Raw genomic sequence first — 17,891 nt, forward strand, 5'->3', positions numbered from 1 at the left:
GATGCTGTGGGCCGGTACGGATCTCGGACACAGGGGTGCATGCGCGCGATGACTGACTTCGCTGTGGTGGGCGACGACTTCCTTCTCGACGGGAAGCCGGTGCGGTTGCTGTCGGGGGCGTTGCACTACTTCCGGGTGCATGAGGCCCAGTGGGAGCACCGGTTGTCGATGCTGCGGGCGATGGGCCTGAACTGTGTGGAGACGTACGTGCCGTGGAATCTGCACGAGCCGCGGCCGGGGGTGCTGCGCGACGTGGGGGCGCTGGGGCGGTTTCTGGACGCGGTGCAGCGGGCGGGGCTGCTGGCGATCGTGCGGCCGGGGCCGTACATCTGCGCCGAGTGGGAGAACGGCGGGCTGCCCGCGTGGGTGACGGGCAGGTTCGGCCGGCGCGTGCGGACGAGGGACGCGGAGTACGGGGCCGAGGTGGAGCGCTGGTTCGGGGAGCTGCTGCCCCAGGTGGTGCGGCGGCAGGCGGGGCGGGGCGGTCCCGTGGTCATGGTGCAGGTGGAGAACGAGTACGGGAGTTATGGCTCGGACGGGGTTCATCTGGAGTGGCTGGCGGGTCTTCTGCGGCGTTCCGGGGTGACGGTGCCGTTGTTCACGTCGGACGGGCCGGAGGATCACATGCTGACGGGGGGTTCGGTGCCGGGTGTGCTCGCGACGGCGAACTTCGGTTCGGGGGCGCGGGAGGCGTTCGCGGTGGTACGCCGTCATCGGCCTGCCGGGCCGTTGATGTGCATGGAGTTCTGGTGCGGCTGGTTCGTGCACTGGGGCGCGGAACCGGTGGTGCGGGACGCGGCGGAGACGGCGGAGGCGCTGCGGGAGATCCTGGAGTGCGGGGCCTCGGTGAATGTGTACATGGCGCACGGGGGGACGAACTTCGCGGGGTGGGCGGGGGCGAACCGGGCGGGTGAATTCCATGACGGGGCGCTGTCGGCGACGGTGACGTCGTACGACTACGACGCGCCGGTCGACGAGTACGGGCGGGCGACGGAGAAGTTCTGGCGCATGCGGAAGGTGCTGGAGGAGTACGCGGACGGTCCGCTGCCGTTGGTGCCGCCGGAGCCGGTGGGGTTGCGGGAGCCGGTGCGGGTGGCGCTGACGGGGGGTGCGCCGCTGGCGGGGGTGCTGGAGGTGCTGGGCGATCCGGAGACGGCGGAGTCGGGGGTGGCGCCGACGTTCGAGGAGCTGGGGGTCGATCGCGGTCTGGTGCGGTACCGGGTGGCGGTGCCGGGGCCGCGGCAGCCTTATCCGCTGGGTGTGGTGGGGCTGCGGGACCGGGCTGTGGTGTATGTGGACGGGGTGCGGGCGGGGGTGCTCACGGAGGAGGAGCACACGCTCGCGGGTCCGGTCGCGGGTCCGGCCGAGGTGGAGCTGTGGGTGGAGTCGCTGGGGCGGGTCAACTACGGGCCGCGGCTGGGTGAGCCGAAGGGTGTCACGGGTGGGGTGCTGCACGAGCGGCAGTATCTCCACGGGGTGCGGGCGCGGGCGTTGCGGCTGGACGCGTTCGACGAGCCCGGGGCGGTGGGCCGGGTGCCGTTCGGGGCCCCCGGGGAGGCGGGGCCGACGGGGTTGTTCCGCGGGTCGTTCGACATGAAGGACGCGGCGGGGACGGATCACGCGGGGCTGGAACTGCCGGGCTGGACCCGCGGGTTCGTCTGGGTCAACGGGTTCTGTCTGGGCCGGTACTGGTCGGTGGGGCCGGTGCGTCCGCTGTACGTGCCGGGGCCGGTGCTGCGTGAGGGTGCGAACGAGGTGTGGGTGCTGGAGCTGGAGGGGGCCGGGGACCTGTTCGTGGAGCTGGGTCCGGGGGCGCCCGTCGGGCCGGGCGCCCCCGGGGGCGTTGCTTCGGGGTGAGCGGTGTCAGAGGGTGGCGGCCGCGGACGCGATGGCCGAGGCGAAGGTGGACACCTGGGTGTACACGCCGGGGTAGCCGGGCCGGGCGCAGCCTTCGCCCCAGCTGACGATGCCGACCTGCGTCCATGCTCCGGCGTTGTCCTTGCGGAACATGGGGCCGCCGGAGTCGCCCTGACAGGTGTCGACGCCGCCGGTGCTGACGTATCCGGCGCAGATCTCCTCGCTGGGTACGAGGTCGCTGCCGTAGGCCTGCTGGCAGGTGGCGTCGGAGACGTAGGGGACGGTCGCCTTGAGGAGGTAGCGCTGCTGGCCGCCGCCCTCGGTGGCGGCGCCCCAGCCGGCGACGGTGAAGGTGCCGGTGTCGTAGGCGGTCGTGGTGGCGATCTTCAGGGTGGGCTGGTTGATGGGCTGGGCGAGTTTGATGAGCGCCCAGTCCTTGCCGGTCCCGTTGTAGCCGGGCGCCCGGAGGACCTTGGTGGAGCGGACCTTGACGGCGGCGGAGGACTGGAGGTCGACGACGCCTCCGGTGGCGGTGATGGAGGTGTTGTTGCCGGATCCGCTGACGCAGTGGGCGGCGGTGAGGACGACGTCCTGCCTGTAGAGGGCGCCGCCACAGCCCATGGAGAGCCGCACCATGAAGGGGAACTCACCTTGGGCGGCGCGGGTTCCGCCGACGACGGGGGCGGGGGCGGCGGTGGAGGCCGAGGGCTGGAGACTGAGGGCGGCGAGGGCCACCGCGGCTATGACGGAGCATCTCTTGAGGGTGCGCAGAAGCTGCTTCACGAGACGGCCTGCTTTCGTGTGGGGGGCCGGGCGGGGGGTGCTGCTGCAGGCGTGCGTGTCCTGGTCAGGGGCACGGCCACGTCATTCTCGGCATGCTCCCGACAAGAACGCCCCGATTATCGGGAAGCCGTCACCGCCGCCACAAGGCAGGGTTTCCGGCCAAGATCCCTCACCGTCCGCGGGCGGCCCTCCCCCGCGGACCGGCCTACAGTGAAGGTCCGTCGGGTGTCGTCGAGGGAGGGCCGGACGTGAGTGACGGCAGGAACGGCGGCGAGGTCGTCCACGGGTTCCCGCATCTGGACGCGGTCCGGTCCGCCATCACCGCGCTCTACCGGCGCGTCTCCCCCGAGGGTGTGCACGCCTACGCCACGAGCCTCCCCCCGGCGGACGCCGCCTTCTCCGACGTGGACGACCTGCACCTGGGCGCCCAGCGGGTGGCCGCCGCGCTCGTCGCCCACCTGCGTCTGCCGCAGGCCCGCGTCGTCGTCGGCTTCCGGCGGATGGAGCACGCGGCGAGTGTCGAACTCACTGCGGGGCCCGAGTACTTCATCGAGCTCAACGATCGTTTCCGCACGCACCGCAGGGACATCGGGGCGGCTCTGGCACACGAGATCACCCACGTGCTGCTGCACCGGCTCGGCCTGGAACTGCCCGGCACCCGCGACAACGAGATCCTCACCGACACGGTGACGGCGTATCTCGGTGCGGGCTGGCTCCTGCTGGACGCCTTCCGCCAGGACGCGGTGTCCAGCCAGAAGCTCGGCTATCTGACGCCCGAGGAGTTCGGGTACGTCCTCGCCAAACGGGCCCAGGCCTTCGGCGAGGACCCCTCCGTCTGGTTCACCAGCCCGCAGGCGTACACGGCGTACACCGAGGGGCGGGCCGAGGCGCTGCGGGACCTGCGGCGGCCGCCGCTGACGGCCGCCGGGTGGGCGGGCAGGCGCCGTTACGCCAAGGACCGCCGTGACGCCGAGGCCGCTCCGGGCACCGTCCGGGACCCGTCCGTGCCGTACGCCTTCGAGTCGGGGACGGACGGTCTGCGGGTGTCGTTCCCCTGCCCCACCTGCCACCAGCGCGTCCGCGTCCCGGTCCGGGGCAGGACACGGGCCAGGTGCGGGCTGTGCCGCACGGTGCTGGAGTGCGACACCTGACCCGGCGGCCCCCGTCCTGCCGGCCGTAGGGTCGGGGTATGACGAACGGTCCGGCCGAGGCTGCCACCTGCCTCTTCGACGCGCTGTACGACGGTGACGACGCCGTCGTGCGGGCGCTGCGGGCGGGCGCGTCCGCCGAGTCGCGCGACGAGGAGGGGACGACGGCGCTGTACCTGGCGTGCGTGCAGGACCTGCCCGGCACGGTGCGGATGCTGCTGGCCGCCGGAGCCGATCCGAACCGGGCGAGCGGGCCGGAGGACGGGGACCTGCCGCTGTGCGGGGCGGTGTGCGGCGGCCACACGGAGGTGGCGGAATCGCTGCTGGCCGCCGGGGCGGACCCCGACCTGCGCGAGGAGTTCGGGTTCACCGCACTGCACTGGGCGTGCGAGAGGGGCCTGGCGGAGGTGGCCGGCGTCCTCCTCGCGCACGGAGCCGATCCCGACCTGCCGGGCCCGCACGGTGAGCCGCCGCTGGTGGTCGCGGCCCGCCGGGGGTCCTCCCGCACCGTCCGCACCCTGCTCGGGCACGGCGCCGGCGCACTCTCCCCCGCCCTGGACGAGGCCGGGCGCGCGCTGGCGCTGGACGTGGAGCACGAAATGCGCGAGGGACTGCGCGCCCTGTACGGCGACGAGGGCCACGAGACGGTGGTGAGCCGCACACCGGTGGACGGCGGGGTGACGGTCTCCGTCGAACTGCGGCGGGACGGCGAGCCGTTCGCGGGCCAGGAGCGGCAGACGGGCCACGGGGCCGTCGCGACGCTCCTGGAGGAGGGGCTGGGGCTCCGGCGGCCGTTCGAGGAACTCGCGCTGCGGGCGCTGCGGGACCGGGACCCCGGCCTGGACAACTGGCTGGTGGCCGTCGGCGCGTTGTGGCTGCGGGGCGACGAGGAGACGTACCGGGCGGCGGCCGCGTGGACGGCGGACGACGATCCGCTGCGGCAGGCGTTCGGCGTGGACGTCCTGGCACGGCTCGGGTTCGGCACCAGCGGGAAGCCGTTCGCCGGCCGGGCGGTCCCGCTGCTGCGGGAGGTGGCGCGCAACGGCGCCCCGCTGCCCGCGGAGGCTGCGGCGCGCGCGCTCGCCGGATACGTGCAGACGCCCGGGGAGTGAGGGCCCGCGGAACGCGGTGACCGGCGGGTGCCGGTCACCGCGTCCTCAGGTCACGCGGCCCTGCGGCCTCGCCCGGGCGCGCTGCCGCGCCCGGTTCCCGCCGGCCGGCCGGTGCCGGCACCCCGGGCGGAACCGCCCGCGGACCCGGCACCGCCACGGGCCGCACCGGCACCACCGCGGGCTCCGGCGCCGCCACGGGACGCGCCGCCACCGCCCTGCGCGGCGCCCGGAGCAGAACCCGTGCCCGTGCCGCCGCGGCGGCCGCGGCCGCGGCTGCCCGAGCGGAAGGACCCGCCGCCGGAACCGGCGCCCTGGCCCCCGCGCGTGCGCGGCTTCGGCTGCGTCGGCTGCGGCACCTCGATGACGACGGCCACACCGGAGGGCTCACGCGCGCCCGTGATGCGGCTGAGCTCCTCGTCGCTGGACTTGATCCGGGTGGTGTGCGGCGCGATGCCCGCGTCCGACATCAGCCGGGTCATGTCGCGCTTCTCCTCGGGCAGCACGAGCGTGACGACGCTGCCGGACTCCCCGGCGCGCGCCGTGCGCCCGCCGCGGTGGAGGTAGTCCTTGTGGTCGGTCGGCGGGTCCACGTTGACGACGAGGTCGAGGTCGTCGATGTGGATGCCGCGGGCCGCGACGTTCGTGGCGACGAGAGCGGTGACCTCGCCGGTCTTGAACTGGTCCAGGGTGCGGTTGCGCTGCGGCTGGGAGCGTCCGCCGTGCAGGGCGGCGGCACGGACACCGCTGGCGAGGAGCCGCTTGGCGAAGCGGTCGGCCCCGCGCTTGGTGTCGACGAACATGATCACCCGGCCCTCGCGGGCGGCGATCCGGGTGGCGACGGCCTTCTTGTCGGTCTCGTCCGCCACGTGCAGCACGTGGTGCTCCATGGTGGTGACGGCACCGGCGGACGGGTCGACGGAGTGCACGACCGGGTCGGTGAGGAACATCTTGACCAGCCGGTCGATGTTCTTGTCGAGGGTGGCGGAGAACAGCATCCGCTGGCCGTCCGGCTCGACCTGCTTGAGGAGCGCGACGACCTGGGGCATGAAGCCCATGTCGGCCATCTGGTCCGCCTCGTCGAGGACGGTGATCGAGACCGCGTCGAGCCGGCAGTCGCCGCGCTCGATGAGGTCCTTCAGCCGCCCGGGGGTGGCGACGAGCACCTCGGCGCCACGGCGCAGCGCGCCGGACTGGCGGCTGATCGACATGCCGCCGACGACCGTGGCGACGCGCAGGTTCACGGCGGTGGCGTACGGGGTGAGCGCGTCGGTGACCTGCTGGGCGAGCTCGCGGGTGGGCACGAGCACGAGCGCCAGCGGGGCGTGCGGCTCGGAACGGCGGCCCGCGGTGCGGGCGAGCAGGGCCAGCCCGAAGGCCAGGGTCTTGCCGGAGCCGGTGCGGCCCCGGCCGAGGATGTCCCGTCCGGCCAGCGAGTTCGGCAGGGTCGCGCCCTGGATGGGGAAGGGGTCGGTCACGCCCTGCGCCGCGAGGGTCTTGAGCAGCGCGGCGGGCATGTCGAGCGCGTCGAACGACTCGACGGCGGGAAGCGCCGGGGTGAGGGTCTGCGGCAGGGCGAACTCGCCGCCCTGGGGCGGTGCGGGCTTGCGGCGGGCAGGAGCCCTGCCGGCGCCGCGGGTGTTCGCCTGCGGCCGGTCCGCGCCGCGTCCCTTTATCGGGCGGTTGCGGGTCGGTCGGTCCTGGCGTTCGGAGCGGGTCATACGGAATTGCCCTCCTGGGGGATTCCTGGGATTACCGCCGACTCCTGCGAACTGCTCGGTCTGTGCGCCCCAGGATGCATGCACAGAGCAGATGTCCCGGTGGCGGAGCCGACGGGACAGGACGAGTCGGAAACAGCACAAACCGGGGCCCGCACCTTCACGGTGCGGGCCCCGGCTGCGAGGTACGCGTCGCGGCAATTAGGCCGGGACGATGTTCTCCGCCTGCGGGCCCTTCTGGCCCTGCGTGACGTCGAAGGAGACCTTCTGGCCCTCCTGGAGCTCACGGAAGCCCGAGGTGGCGATGTTGGAGTAGTGGGCGAAGACGTCGGCGCCGCCGCCGTCCTGCTCGATGAAGCCGAAGCCCTTTTCCGAGTTGAACCACTTCACGGTTCCAGTAGCCATGTCATTCTCCTAAAAGAGGTGCAGTGCCGAGAATCCGCACTTTACGAATTCCAAGTCGCCGCATTGAGCCCCATCCGGAGAAAGCCGGAAAACAATAAAGCGCCTGAGGAGGGTTCCCGTCAGGCGCACATAAAGTTCATGGGTACCAAAACTGCAACTGGGCAACCGTAGCACGATCCGCCGCCGGACGGCAGGGCCGTCCGTACCGGCGTGGCGCGAGTCCCGCAGACCAGGGCCGCGGGCATGGTCCGTGCACGCGAGATGGCGAAAGTGTTCCCGGGCGCTTCCCCTTGTGTCTCCCGGGCGCCCGCCCGACCCGGTGCACCCGGGGCCGATTCCGTTCGGTGCGTCCCGGGTCGGCAGAGGGACGGCGGATTCACCTGAAAGCCTTACGGACGGCGCGGCCCGGAGCTCTCCGCGGGGGCGGTGGATTTCCGGGAGCGCTGGGCCGCCCGGGTGACCGGGCGGCCGGGGGCCGGGCTGCCGGGGGCCGGGCGGCCGCGGGATCACCCCTCGCGGACGGGGCTCGCGTCGGCACCTCTGCGCAGAGTGCGCAGCGGGTGGCCGGGGCGCCACACCTGCAGGACGATGTCGTCGCCGTCCAGCCCGGTGCGGACGACCTCGGTGGGTTCGGCGCGGAAGAGGAGGAAGGGCTCCGGCGGCGTGACCTCCTCGACGAAGCGGGACAGGACGGCGGGGTCGGTGACCTCCACGGCCCGGCCGGAGATCCGGACGTCACCGTCGGCCATCTCGGCGTCGGGCCCCGGGTTGGCCTGGATGGCGAAGCGGGGGTCACGCCGCAGGTCGAGCGCCTTGCGGGAGTTCGGCATCATGCCGAACCACAGCGTGTCCATCCGGAACTCCACCTCCAGGCCGGTGACGCGGGGGGAGCCGTCCTTGCGCAGGGTCGACAGGACGTGGTGCTTGTACTGCTGGAACCGCTTCTGCACGGTGTCGGCGAATGCGGGTTGCGCCGCGCGGAAGTCCTGCCAGGTGCTCGGGGCGCTCGGGGTGCTCGGTGTCATGAGATCCATCGAACCCGGTAATCCCGACATCCCCTGTCGGGTTTTCCCGCGTGTCACCGGATCGGCCGCCCCGCGCCTCGGCCGGCCCGGCCTGCCGTGTGACGCGGGCCGCGGGTGCCGCGACCGCCGCCTCTCCCGGCGTCCCGCCACCCGAGTGCGCCGCTCGTCACCGGCGTTCGCTATCTTGAGCGCCGCCGCCCCCAGCGGCCTCTCCCGCCCCGTCCACGAGTGAAGGAGCCGGCCATGGAGGCCGCCGCCACCGCGTGTTATCGCCACCCGTCGTTCGAGACGTATGTGCGCTGCACGCGCTGCGACCGCTACATCTGCCCGGACTGCATGCGTGAGGCGGCCGTCGGCCACCACTGCGTGGAGTGCGTGAGGGAGGGGCAGCGTTCGGTCCGCCGGGCGCGGTCGGTGTTCGGCGGCGAGGTGCCGACGGCGGCGGCCCCGGTCGTCACCTACGTCCTGATCGTGCTGAACGTCCTCGCGTACGTCGTCGAGGTGGTCAGGCCCGCGACGGTCGAGCGGTTCGAGATGCTCGGCGCGGCGCTGGTCGGTCCGGACGGCGGGCTCTACTCCTACACGGGCGGGACCACGGGCACCCCACTGGGGTTCGAACTGACGGGCGTGGCCGGCGGGGAGTGGTACCGGCTCCTGACGGGCGCGTTCCTGCACCTGCCCCCGGACACCTCCTTCGGGGTGATGCACCTCGTCTTCAACATGCTGGCCCTGTGGAACATCGGCCGGGTGGTGGAGGGCCAGCTCGGCCGCGCGCGCTATCTGGCGCTGTACCTGCTGTCCGCGCTGGGCGGTTCGGTGCTGGTCCACCTGATCTCGCCCGGCACCCCGGCGGTCGGCGCCTCGGGAGCGGTCTTCGGACTCGCGGCCTCCTTCTACGTCATCAGCCGGCGCCTGGGGCGGGACATGCGTCCGGTCAACCAGTTCATCGCGGGCTTCCTGATCTGGATGGTGGTGTCGGCGCTGTTCACCTCGTGGGAGGGGCACCTCGGTGGGCTGCTGACCGGTGGTCTCGTGACCTACGGGCTCGCCTACGCGCCGTCGAGGCTGCGGACCTCCGGGGTGCAGCTGGCCGGAGGGGTGGCCCTGGTGGCGCTGCTGGCGGTGGTGGTGGCCGTGCGGACGGCCGCGCTGACGGGCGCGGCCTGACCGCCGGGAAGCATTTCGGCCGTGGCGGTGCCGGTCACAGCGGTTCACCGACGGGCAGCCGCCTCACCTCCGGCAGGTGGGCGTCGAGCTCGCCGGGCGTGAAGCGGGTCATGCCCACGACGTGCCAGAACTCCCCCGCGGCGTCCCCGTCGTACTTGTAGCCGCCCGACGGGGTGAGGGTGGCCCAGCCGCCGGGCAGACCGATCAGGGTCGCCCTGGGGAGCGGCTGCGAACCGTCGGCGGGCAGGGTCCACAGGCGTACGGTGCCGTCCTCGCCCGCGGCGGCGAGGGTGCCGCCGTCCGGGCTGAAGGCCAGGGCGAGGATCCGACCGGCGTGGCCGGTGAGTCCGGCCAGGCGGGTCCCCGTCTCCGCGTGCCAGAGTCCGACGACGCGGTCGTCGCCCGCGGTGGCGAGGAGTGGTGCGGTGGGGTGTGCGGCGGCGGTCCAGAGCTTGCCCCGGTGTCCGGTGAGCGTGTGCGCGGCCTCGCCGTCGCGCCACACGACGGCGAGGCCGTCCCAGCCCGCGGTGACCAGCCAGGATCCGTCGTTGCCGAAGGCCGCCCCGTACACCCGGTCGGTGTGCGCCCGCAGGTCGGCGAGGAGGTCCCCCGACCAGGGGTCCCAGAGGCGGACGGCGCCGTCGTCGCAGCCGGTGGCGAGCAGGGGGCTGGAGCCGGCCGCGAAGGCGATGGACCTGACGCGGCCCCGGTGTTCGGTCAGGGTGGCGACGGGGGCGCCGGTCGAGCGGTACCAGAGCCGGACGGTGTCGTCGTCGTTCGCCGTCGCGATCAGCCGGCCGTCGGCGCTGAACGCCCCGGCCCAGATGTGCTCGGTCTCGGCGTCGATGTCCCGCAGGTGACCGCCGTCGGGGAGGGACCGCAGGTGGATGTCGCCGTCGTTGCCGGCGGCGGCGAGCACGTCCTCGGCGGGGCTGAAGAACGCGGAGACGAGCCGGTTGCCCCGGCCGGTGATCTCCTCGGTGCGGCGCCCCGTCGCCGTCTCCCAGAGGCGGACGATCCCGTCGTTGCCCGCCGCGGCGAGGCGGCTGCCGTCGGCGCTGAAGGAGAGTCCGGTGACCCGGCGTCCGTGGCCGCGCAGGATGCGCCGGCCCTGACCGGTGTCGGCGTCCCAGATCTGGGCGCCTCCGTCGTTGCCGACGGTGAGGAGCTGGTGGTCGCTGGGGCGGAAGGCGCATGCCCAGGCGGAGCCCCGGTGGGCGGTGGGCTGGCGGTCGTGGAGGGTGACGGTCCGGCCGCGGCGCGCGTCACCGGTGACTCTCCACAGCCTGACCTTGCCGTCGCTGTCGCAGGAGGTGAGGAGTTGCCCGGTGGGGTGGAAGAGGACCTGGTAGACGGCGCCCGTGCCGCGTTCCAGGGCGCCGGCGGGTGTGCCGACGACGGGATCCCAGAGGCGGACCTGGCCCTCGGTGCCTCCGGTGGCCAGGAGGTTGCCGTCGGGGTGGAAGTCGAGGGCGTAGACGCGTCCGCTGTGCCCGGTGAAGGTGTGCAGGAGCCGGAAGCCGACGGCGTCCCAGACGCGGACGGTGCCGCCGTCGGCGCCGCCCTGGTCGGCGGTGGCGAGGAGGGAGCCGTCCGGGCTGAACCGGGCGCGGTAGACGGAGCCCCGGTGGCCGGTGAGTTCGCCGGCGCAGGAGCCGTCCGAGAGGTCCCAGCGGCGGACCCGGCCGGAGGCGTCCCCGGTGATCAGGGTGTCCCCTCCGGGGGCGAACACGGCGGTGTAGACGGGGGCGGTGTGGCCGGGCAGCCGGTGCAGCGCGTCTCCGGAGGCGACGGACCAGACGGTGACGAGTCCGTCCTTGTCGCCGGTGGCGAGGAGGCCGCCGGTGCTGTCGAGGACGAGGGGCCAGACCCCGTCCGGATGGACGTCGAGGCGGTGGCGGCAGGCCCCCGACACCGGGTCCCACAGGCGTACGGTGCCGTCGGAGCTGCCGGTCGCGATCGTGTCGGCGGCGATCTTCACCGCGTACACGCGTCCCGAGTGGCCCTGGAGGGTGCGCAGGGCCTGACCGGTGCCCGCACCGCAGATGAGGACGCCGCCGTCCTCGCTGCCGACGGCGAGGAGTTCGCCGTCGGGACTGTAGGCGATGGGTTCGGGGAGCCTGCTGGTGCGCATGTCGAAGCCGTAGGGGACGCCGACGGAGGAAGGGCGGTGTCCGGCTTCGACGGCCATTCCGGGGGCCATGGCCGCTGCCGCGAGTTCCGGGGCGGCGCGCACGGCGTCGTCGAGGACGGGGGCGATGAGTGCGGCCCGGTGCCAGCGGCTGCCGGTGAGGTGCGCGCCCCGGAGGTCGGCCGCGGTGAGCCTGCTGCCGGTCAGGTCGGCGCGGGTGAGGTCGGCGCCGGTGAGGTCCGCGTGGTCGAGGCGTGCTCCGGCGAGGACGGCGTCCCGCAGGACCGCACCGGTGAGGCTGGTCCCGGTGAGCTGGGCGTCGGTGAGGTCGGCGCCGGTGAGGTCCGCGCCGGAGAAGTCGCGGTGGGAGAGGTTCTCGCCGGCGAGCCGGGCCCCGCGCAGGTCGACGCCGGCGGGGACGCGGAGCCGCTCGCCCATCCGCAGTGCGTTGGCCCGGGCGGTCTCCCCCGAGGGTGGCCCCTCGGGGTCGAGGGTGTCGTGCACCCAGCGGGCGCAGCGCTCGTGGTCGGCGAGGTCGCAGAGGAACTCGACGGCGAGCCTGCTGAGGGTGCGGGTGGCCAGGAGCCCGTCGTCGCCCCGGTCGAGGCGGTGGGCGGCCTCGCGGGCGACCAGCCATTCGAGTACGGAGCCGTGGATGAACTGGAAGACGCCGTCGTCGCCGCGCACGAGCAGGCTTCCGGCGCCGACGGCCTGGGCGCGTTCGGCGGTGGAGAGTTCGGGGGCGGTGAGGGAGGGGCCGGTGAGGCCGCTGAGGGTGACGGCCACGGTCTCGGTGAGTTCGTCCAGGCGCAGCGCGGTGCGTCCCGACTCCCAGAGGCGCAGGGCGAGGGCGGTGACGGAGGACCAGAGGGCTTCGGCGCCGAGTCCGGGTGCGGCGCCGGGTCCGCCCTGGCCGCGCCGTTCCTCGTGGCCGATCCAGGAGGTGAAGACGTCCTCGTAGAGGCGGGCGGGGCTGAGGGCGCGGCCGGCACCGGCGACGGCGTGCAGCCGGTCCTGGCCGAGTACGGCGGCGAAGGAGAGGAGGCGGGGGTTGCGGCACAGGGTGAGCAGGTCGGGGATGTCGCGCAGGAGCTGGAAGCGCTGTCCGGCGAGGCGTTCGTCGCCGTAGAGGCGTTCGAGGTAGGTGCGGATCTGGTCGGGGGTGAAGCCTTCGACGGAGAGGATCCGGCGTTGCGGGAGCAGGCCGACGCGTTCGCCGAGGGCGGTCAGGATCTGGTCGTGGGACTTGAAGTGCTGGGTGCGGCTGCTGACGACGATCTTCGCGCGGTCGACGGCCGCGTCGAGGAGGACCTGGAGGTGGTCGGCCGCCCGGTCGTAGCTGACGCGGTTGACGAGTTCGTCGAAGCCGTCGAAGAGGAGGACGACCCGGCCCTCGGCGAGCATGTAGCGCAGGGCGCGCAGGTCGATGACGTCGACGTCGTGGGCGGCGAGGTGGGCGGCGACGAGCCCTTCGAGCGTGTGGGCCCGGTCGAGGGTGTTGAGGGGGATGAGCAACGGGATGAGGTGGGGCAGCTGCTCCGGGATGCGGCGGGCGAGCTCGCGCAGGGCGAAGGTCTTGCCGTGGCCGAAGTCTCCGAGGAGCAGCAGGAAGCGGCCGTGGTCGCTGTCCAGCAGGTCGATGAGGTCCTCGACGAGCCCGGTGTGCTCGCCGCCGCCGGTGCGGTCGGCGTCGCGGTAGCGCTGGGTGAGGTAGCGGGCGGGCGGGTAGAGCTCGCTGCTCTCCAGACGCGCCGTCTGGGCGGCGACGTAGCCGCGCAGGTCGAGCAGGCCCTGGAACTCGATGAAGCTGCGGAGCCTGATCCGGACGCCGCCGGAGGCCGCGTACGCGCGCAGTGCGGGGCCGGGTGCCTCGCCGGCGTGGACGACGACGGCGTCGGCTCCGGTGCCCATGGCGTGGGCCTGGGCGCTGAAGCGGTCGAGTTCGGCCTCGGTGGGCACGTCGGGGTGGATGGCGATGCGCTGCTGGCGCACCACTCCGTCCTCCTGCCAGGTGGCCATGATCTGGGCCATGTCGCCGGGGCCCCGGCGAGGGATGTCGCGGAGGCCGACGCCTTCGCGGCGGGCCCGGCAGATCTCCTTGACGCGGGCGGTGAGGGAGTCGTCGGGTGCGTCGGAGGGGGACGGCCGGTCGAAGTCGGGCGCGGTGGGTGCGTCCGCGCGGGCGGGGAAGGCGCGGCCGGTGTGCCGCCAGGGTCCGGTCGTGATCCGGGAGGGGCCCGCTCCGGGGGTGCGGTCGTCCCAGCGGGTGACGCCGTCGGCGGCGATCCGCAGCAGCTGGAAGCGCGCGGGTGCGGCCGAGCCGAAGACGGGCAGCCGGGTGGCTCCCGCGTCCGCTTCGGAGTGGGTGGGTTCGCCTCCGGTGGTGCGGGGGCCGCCCGTGGGTCCGTGGAGCAGGAGGTTGAGGCGGGGGCCGGTGAGCCGGGTGAGGACGTCGGCGTCGCGCAGCGGGCCGGGGCCTCCGGCGGTGTCGGCCCGGTGGCGGGCGTCGGTGAGCGGGTGGCGCAGGGCGCCGATCCGCAGCCATCCCTCCTCCTCGTAACCGCGCAGGGCCTCGGCGAACCAGGCGACCTGGTCCCGGCCTACGGAGCCGTACTGGTCGTCGGGGCGGTGGCTGAAGGCCATGGTGGAGTTGAACCCGGCGATGACGGTGCTGAGTTCGGGTACGGGGAAGAGGGTCCAGGGCTGATCGCTGTCGAAGACGGTGTCGAGGCCCTGGTAGAGGCTGCGGAAGAGCCGGGTGTAGTGGCGCCACTTGGGCCAGTAGGGGGCCTGGGGGGCGACCTCGTCCGCCTCGCAGGTGTGGAAGTAGCCGCGGCAGGCTGCCTGGTTGACGTCCTGCGCGCCGGGTACGACGACCACGCGCTGCGGAGGGAGTTCCAGCTGCGAGCGCAGCGCGGTGAGGAAGCCGAGCGCCTGGTCGCATTCGCGTGGGCTGCCGGACGAGGTGAGGTCTCCGGTGACGACCAGCAGGTCGGGGGCGGGCGCTCCGGCGTCCCGGAGTTCGACGATGTCGCCGCGGAGCTGCCGGGCCAGGGTCTCGGGTTCGCGGCCGCGCCCGAAGTCGGGGCCGGCGAGGTGCAGCACGGTGACGGTGTCGCGGCCGGGGGCGGCGGTGGCGACGGGCGGGTAGCCGGGGGCGCGGGCGGGCCTGCGCCGTCCGGTCCGGCCGGGTCCCCGGCCGGTGTCGCGGTCCGGGTCGGGCGGATAGGCGCCGGGGCGCACGGCCCGGCCGGGGGCAGGCGGGGAACCCGGGTATCCGGGGCGCCGTGACGGCCGGGCGTGTCCGTCCAGGGCCTGTTCCACGCGGGTCAGGAGCAGGGAGCGGGCGGCGTCGGCGGTGGCGACGCCGACGAGGTCGACGTAGGTGAGGGTGGCGAGGAGCCCTTCGATGGGCATGTCGTCGACCCGCACGGTGAGCAGCCGCCGCTCCGGTGCCTCGGGGGCGGCCCGCAGGGCGGCCTGCCACTCCATCCGGCCGTAGACGGAGCGTTCGTAGTGCCGGGAGAGCACGGCGATGACGGCGGCGGACTCGCTGACCCCGCGGTCCATGTAGTCGATGAAGTTGGTGCCGGGGACGAAGTCCCACGCCTGGACGACGGTGCGGTAGCCGGCTTCCTCGAGCGTCCACGCCATCCAGGCCGCCCAGGGCTCGTCGGCGGGCGAATAACTGATGAAGAAATCGAACTCGCTTGCTCCTGAACTGAGTTCACCGTCTGACACCATCGTCCCATGGTAAGAGATTTCTCATGGGGGCGACTGTGGTCCGGCCGGTCCGGGAACGGTGGGCCGAAAGCCGCCGTACGGGGGCTGCATCCGCTCGACTGGCTCGCGGGCGGCCTGCTGGCCCTGGGGCTGCTCGCGGTGGTGACCGGGCTGCTGCCCACCGGTCCGGCGGAGGACCAGCTGCGGCGCGTCGGGCCGCTGGTGGTGTTCCTCGGCACCGTGATCGTGATGGCCGAACTGACGGGCAGGGCACAGGTCTTCGACGTCGTGGCCTCCTGGGTGGCGCGGACGGGACGCGGCCGCTACGCGCTGCTGTTCGGGCTGTGCGTGGTGTTCGCCTCGCTGACCACGATCACCCTGAACCTGGACACCACGGCGGTGCTGCTCACCCCGGTCATGCTGGCGATGGCGACCCGCGTGGGGATCGCGGCGGTCCCGCTGGCGATGACGACGGTGTGGCTCGCGAACACCGCGAGTCTGCTGCTGCCGGTGTCGAACCTGACGAATCTGCTGGCGGCGGACCGGGTGGCGCTCTCGCCGTCCGGTCTGGCCGCGGTGATGTGGCTGCCGCAGCTCGCGGCGATCGGTGTGACGGCGGCCTGCCTGTGGGCGTTCTACTGGCGGCGCGGGCGGCGGGGGCAGGACCGCTACACCCCGCCGGAGCCGCCGGTGGCCGAGGACCCCGTCCTGCTGCGGATCTGCGCGGTGGCCTGTGCCGGGTTCCTGCTGGCGATCCTGGTCGCCGACGTGCCGCTGTGGTCGGCGTCGCTGACAGCGATGCTGGTCGTGGTGGTGGCGTTCGCCGTGCGCCGCAGGGCGGAGCTGAGCCTGTCGCTGGTGCCGTGGCGGCTGCTGGTCCTGGTGCCGGGGATGTTCCTGGTCGTGGAGACGGTCAACGCGCACGGTCTGCACGAACTGCTGGAGTGGGTCCTCGGCACGGACAACGGTTTCGCGGGGATGCTGCGGTCGGCCGCCGTCGGGGCGGGGATGTCCAACGTCCTGAACAACCTGCCGGCCTATGTGGCGGGCGAGGCTGTCGTGCCGGCGGGGAACCACGAGCAGCTGCTGGCCCTGCTCATCGGTGTCAACGTGGGCCCGGTCATCACCCCGTGGGCCTCCTTGGCGACGCTGCTGTGGTTCGAGCGGTGCCGCTTCCACGGGACGCGGATCGGCATGGGCCGCTTCCTGTGGACGGGGCTGGTCCTGTCGGTGACGGGCACGCTCGCCGCGGTCTGCGCGCTGGCGCTGGTCAGCTGACCCTGCGGCGGCCGGAGGCGCGGCTCTCCACCGCGGCGACCTGGGCGAGCAGGTAGTCCAGGGTGTCGGCGCGGGCGGCGACGAAGCTGCGGTCCTCTCCGGGACCCTCGAAGCCGGGTCTGAACACCCCGCCGCCCAGGGTCCGCAGGAGCACCCCGGACTCGGCCGCGAGGAGCGCCCCGGCGGGCAGGTCGAGCCCTTCGGCCCGGTAGCCGACGAAGCCGTCGATGGTGCCCCTGGCCAGCATGCTCCAGCCGAGCAGCGGCGCCCACAGCTGGAGCACGCGCCGGCAGCCGAGTTCGAGGTGCTGGCGCAGGGCGGCGGCCCGGACGTTCCCGCGGCCCACGGCGTGCCCCTGGGTCCAGGCGATGACCGGTCCGGGGGCGGGAAGTCTGCCGTCGGGCCCGGTCAGCGGACCGGTGTCGGCGTGCGCCCCGTGCCCGGACACGGCGTGCCAGGTGCGGCCGGTCAGCGGTTCGTGGACGACCCCGAGCACGGGTGTGCCGGCCACGCACAGCGCGATGCCGACGACGTAGGCGGGCAGCCCCACCGCCACGTTGTTCGTGCCGTCGAGCGGGTCGACCAGCCAGGTGCGGTGGCCGGGCCCGCCCAGCATCCCTGCCTCCTCGGACAGGATGCTGTCGGAGGGGAAGTGGCGCCGCAAACGGGCGAGGACGATCTCCTCGGCTGCCAGGTCGAGCGCGGTGACCACGTCACCGGAGGCGTCCTTGGCACGCACCGCGAGGGGGGCGCGGAAGCGTTCCCGGAGCATGTGTCCGGCGGCCTCGGCCGCGGCGACGGCGACGGCCCGTTCCTCCGCGTACCGTCCGGCGCCTCCGGGCAGCGGCCCGGCGGCGGGACCGGGATCAGGCGCTGACGTGCTCATCGATCCTCCTGAGGGCGGTACGGGCGGCCGCCGCCGTGTGTTCCTCGTCGTACAGTCCGCGGGTCATGGTGCGCGCGGGGCCGTCCAGCGGCCCGAGCGAGAGGTCGGTGCCGCCGGGCACGGTCCGGCCCAGCACGAGGGTGGCGGCCGGGGTGCGGCCGTCGGTGCAGGTGGCGTGGAACTCGCCGGCGGGCAGGGTGTACGTCTCTCCGGGGCCGTTGACGCGTTCGCGGCCGGGTTCGCCGCGCACGAGTGCGGCGGTGGGGACTATCTCGTCCACTCCCCCGGGCCCGCTGCGGACTTCGAACACGCGGTGCGTGGGGTGGCCGGCGGACGGGGTGACCCGCAGCGGCACGTTGGTGACGCGTCCGTACAGGACGTGGCTGCGCAGTTCCCAGCTGTGCGCGTGCCAGGGCTCGGCGTCGGGCCCGATGCCGTGGTCCGGGTCGAAGAGGTGGACGCAGACGCCGCGCGGCCCTTCGCGCAGGAGGGGCAGGCAGAGGAAGCCCAGGGGGTGGCGCACTGCACGCAGGACCCGGGCTCCGGTGGCGACCTCGGTGAGGGCGCCCACCGCGGGCGTTCGCGGGTCGGGGTGACCGGATCCGCCGCCGGACAGGGCCAGTTCGAGCTCGTCGTAGTCCATGGGGTCGCGCCCTCAGGC

General features: G+C 73.8%; 12 protein-coding genes. 5 read left to right on the forward strand and 7 right to left on the reverse strand.

The genetic code is table 11. The features are described from left to right. The first annotated feature begins 48 nt into the window (after positions 1 to 48). The gene (locus ACFYY2_RS22200) at positions 49 to 1,857 is read left to right on the forward strand and encodes a beta-galactosidase family protein (RefSeq protein ID WP_388745435.1); all 1,809 of its coding nucleotides are present in this window, start codon (positions 49 to 51) and stop codon (positions 1,855 to 1,857) included. Positions 1,858 to 1,863: 6 nt separating this feature from the next. Here ACFYY2_RS22200 and ACFYY2_RS22205 read toward each other — a convergent pair whose 3' ends face one another. After that, positions 1,864 to 2,640: a S1 family peptidase gene (locus tag ACFYY2_RS22205; protein WP_388745437.1), complete on the reverse strand. Its 777-nt coding sequence runs from the start codon at positions 2,638 to 2,640 to the stop codon at positions 1,864 to 1,866. A gap of 248 nt (positions 2,641 to 2,888) precedes the next feature. On the opposite strand from ACFYY2_RS22205, the gene ACFYY2_RS22210 reads away from it, so the two are divergent. After that, complete coding sequence (locus tag ACFYY2_RS22210) at positions 2,889 to 3,791, forward strand: hypothetical protein (protein WP_388745439.1); 903 nt, start codon at positions 2,889 to 2,891, stop codon at positions 3,789 to 3,791. 38 nt (positions 3,792 to 3,829) lie between these two features. After that, the gene (locus ACFYY2_RS22215) at positions 3,830 to 4,900 is read left to right on the forward strand and encodes an ankyrin repeat domain-containing protein (protein WP_388745441.1); all 1,071 of its coding nucleotides are present in this window, start codon (positions 3,830 to 3,832) and stop codon (positions 4,898 to 4,900) included. A gap of 50 nt (positions 4,901 to 4,950) precedes the next feature. Here ACFYY2_RS22215 and ACFYY2_RS22220 read toward each other — a convergent pair whose 3' ends face one another. The 3 genes from ACFYY2_RS22220 to ACFYY2_RS22230 form a co-directional block, all read right to left on the reverse strand. Continuing rightward, positions 4,951 to 6,618, reverse strand: coding sequence for a DEAD/DEAH box helicase (locus ACFYY2_RS22220; protein ID WP_388745443.1), 1,668 nt, complete (start codon positions 6,616 to 6,618; stop codon positions 4,951 to 4,953). Positions 6,619 to 6,816: 198 nt separating this feature from the next. Further along, positions 6,817 to 7,020, reverse strand: a complete 204-nt coding sequence (locus ACFYY2_RS22225) for a cold-shock protein (RefSeq protein WP_003969786.1) — start codon at positions 7,018 to 7,020, stop codon at positions 6,817 to 6,819. A gap of 506 nt (positions 7,021 to 7,526) precedes the next feature. Continuing rightward, a complete protein-coding gene (locus tag ACFYY2_RS22230; protein ID WP_388745445.1) occupies positions 7,527 to 8,054 on the reverse strand; it encodes a pyridoxamine 5'-phosphate oxidase family protein in 528 nt (175 codons plus the stop codon). 234 nt (positions 8,055 to 8,288) lie between these two features. Between ACFYY2_RS22230 and ACFYY2_RS22235 the strand changes: the two genes are divergently transcribed. Continuing rightward, the gene (locus tag ACFYY2_RS22235; protein WP_388745447.1) at positions 8,289 to 9,212 is read left to right on the forward strand and encodes a rhomboid family intramembrane serine protease; all 924 of its coding nucleotides are present in this window, start codon (positions 8,289 to 8,291) and stop codon (positions 9,210 to 9,212) included. 34 nt (positions 9,213 to 9,246) lie between these two features. Here ACFYY2_RS22235 and ACFYY2_RS22240 read toward each other — a convergent pair whose 3' ends face one another. Next, positions 9,247 to 15,087 carry a TIR domain-containing protein gene (locus ACFYY2_RS22240; RefSeq protein WP_388745449.1) on the reverse strand — a complete coding sequence of 1,947 codons (5,841 nt, stop codon included), beginning with the start codon at positions 15,085 to 15,087 and terminating at the stop codon, positions 9,247 to 9,249. A gap of 6 nt (positions 15,088 to 15,093) precedes the next feature. Here ACFYY2_RS22240 and ACFYY2_RS22245 point away from each other — a divergent pair, with 6 nt between their 5' ends. After that, positions 15,094 to 16,344 (forward strand): SLC13 family permease, encoded by a 1,251-nt coding sequence (locus ACFYY2_RS22245; protein ID WP_388745451.1) that lies wholly within the window; start codon positions 15,094 to 15,096, stop codon positions 16,342 to 16,344. On the opposite strand, the gene ACFYY2_RS22250 is transcribed toward ACFYY2_RS22245, so the two are convergent. After that, the gene (locus ACFYY2_RS22250) at positions 16,337 to 17,230 is read right to left on the reverse strand and encodes an inositol monophosphatase family protein (protein WP_388745453.1); all 894 of its coding nucleotides are present in this window, start codon (positions 17,228 to 17,230) and stop codon (positions 16,337 to 16,339) included. The genes ACFYY2_RS22245 and ACFYY2_RS22250 overlap by 8 nt on opposite strands. Continuing rightward, positions 17,211 to 17,873, reverse strand: a complete 663-nt coding sequence (locus tag ACFYY2_RS22255; RefSeq protein ID WP_388745455.1) for a hypothetical protein — start codon at positions 17,871 to 17,873, stop codon at positions 17,211 to 17,213. The genes ACFYY2_RS22250 and ACFYY2_RS22255 overlap by 20 nt, the downstream gene beginning before the upstream one ends. Positions 17,874 to 17,891: the final 18 nt, after the last annotated feature.

Source organism: Streptomyces sp. NPDC001822, from assembly GCF_042892135.1.
Classification (GTDB): domain Bacteria; phylum Actinomycetota; class Actinomycetes; order Streptomycetales; family Streptomycetaceae; genus Streptomyces.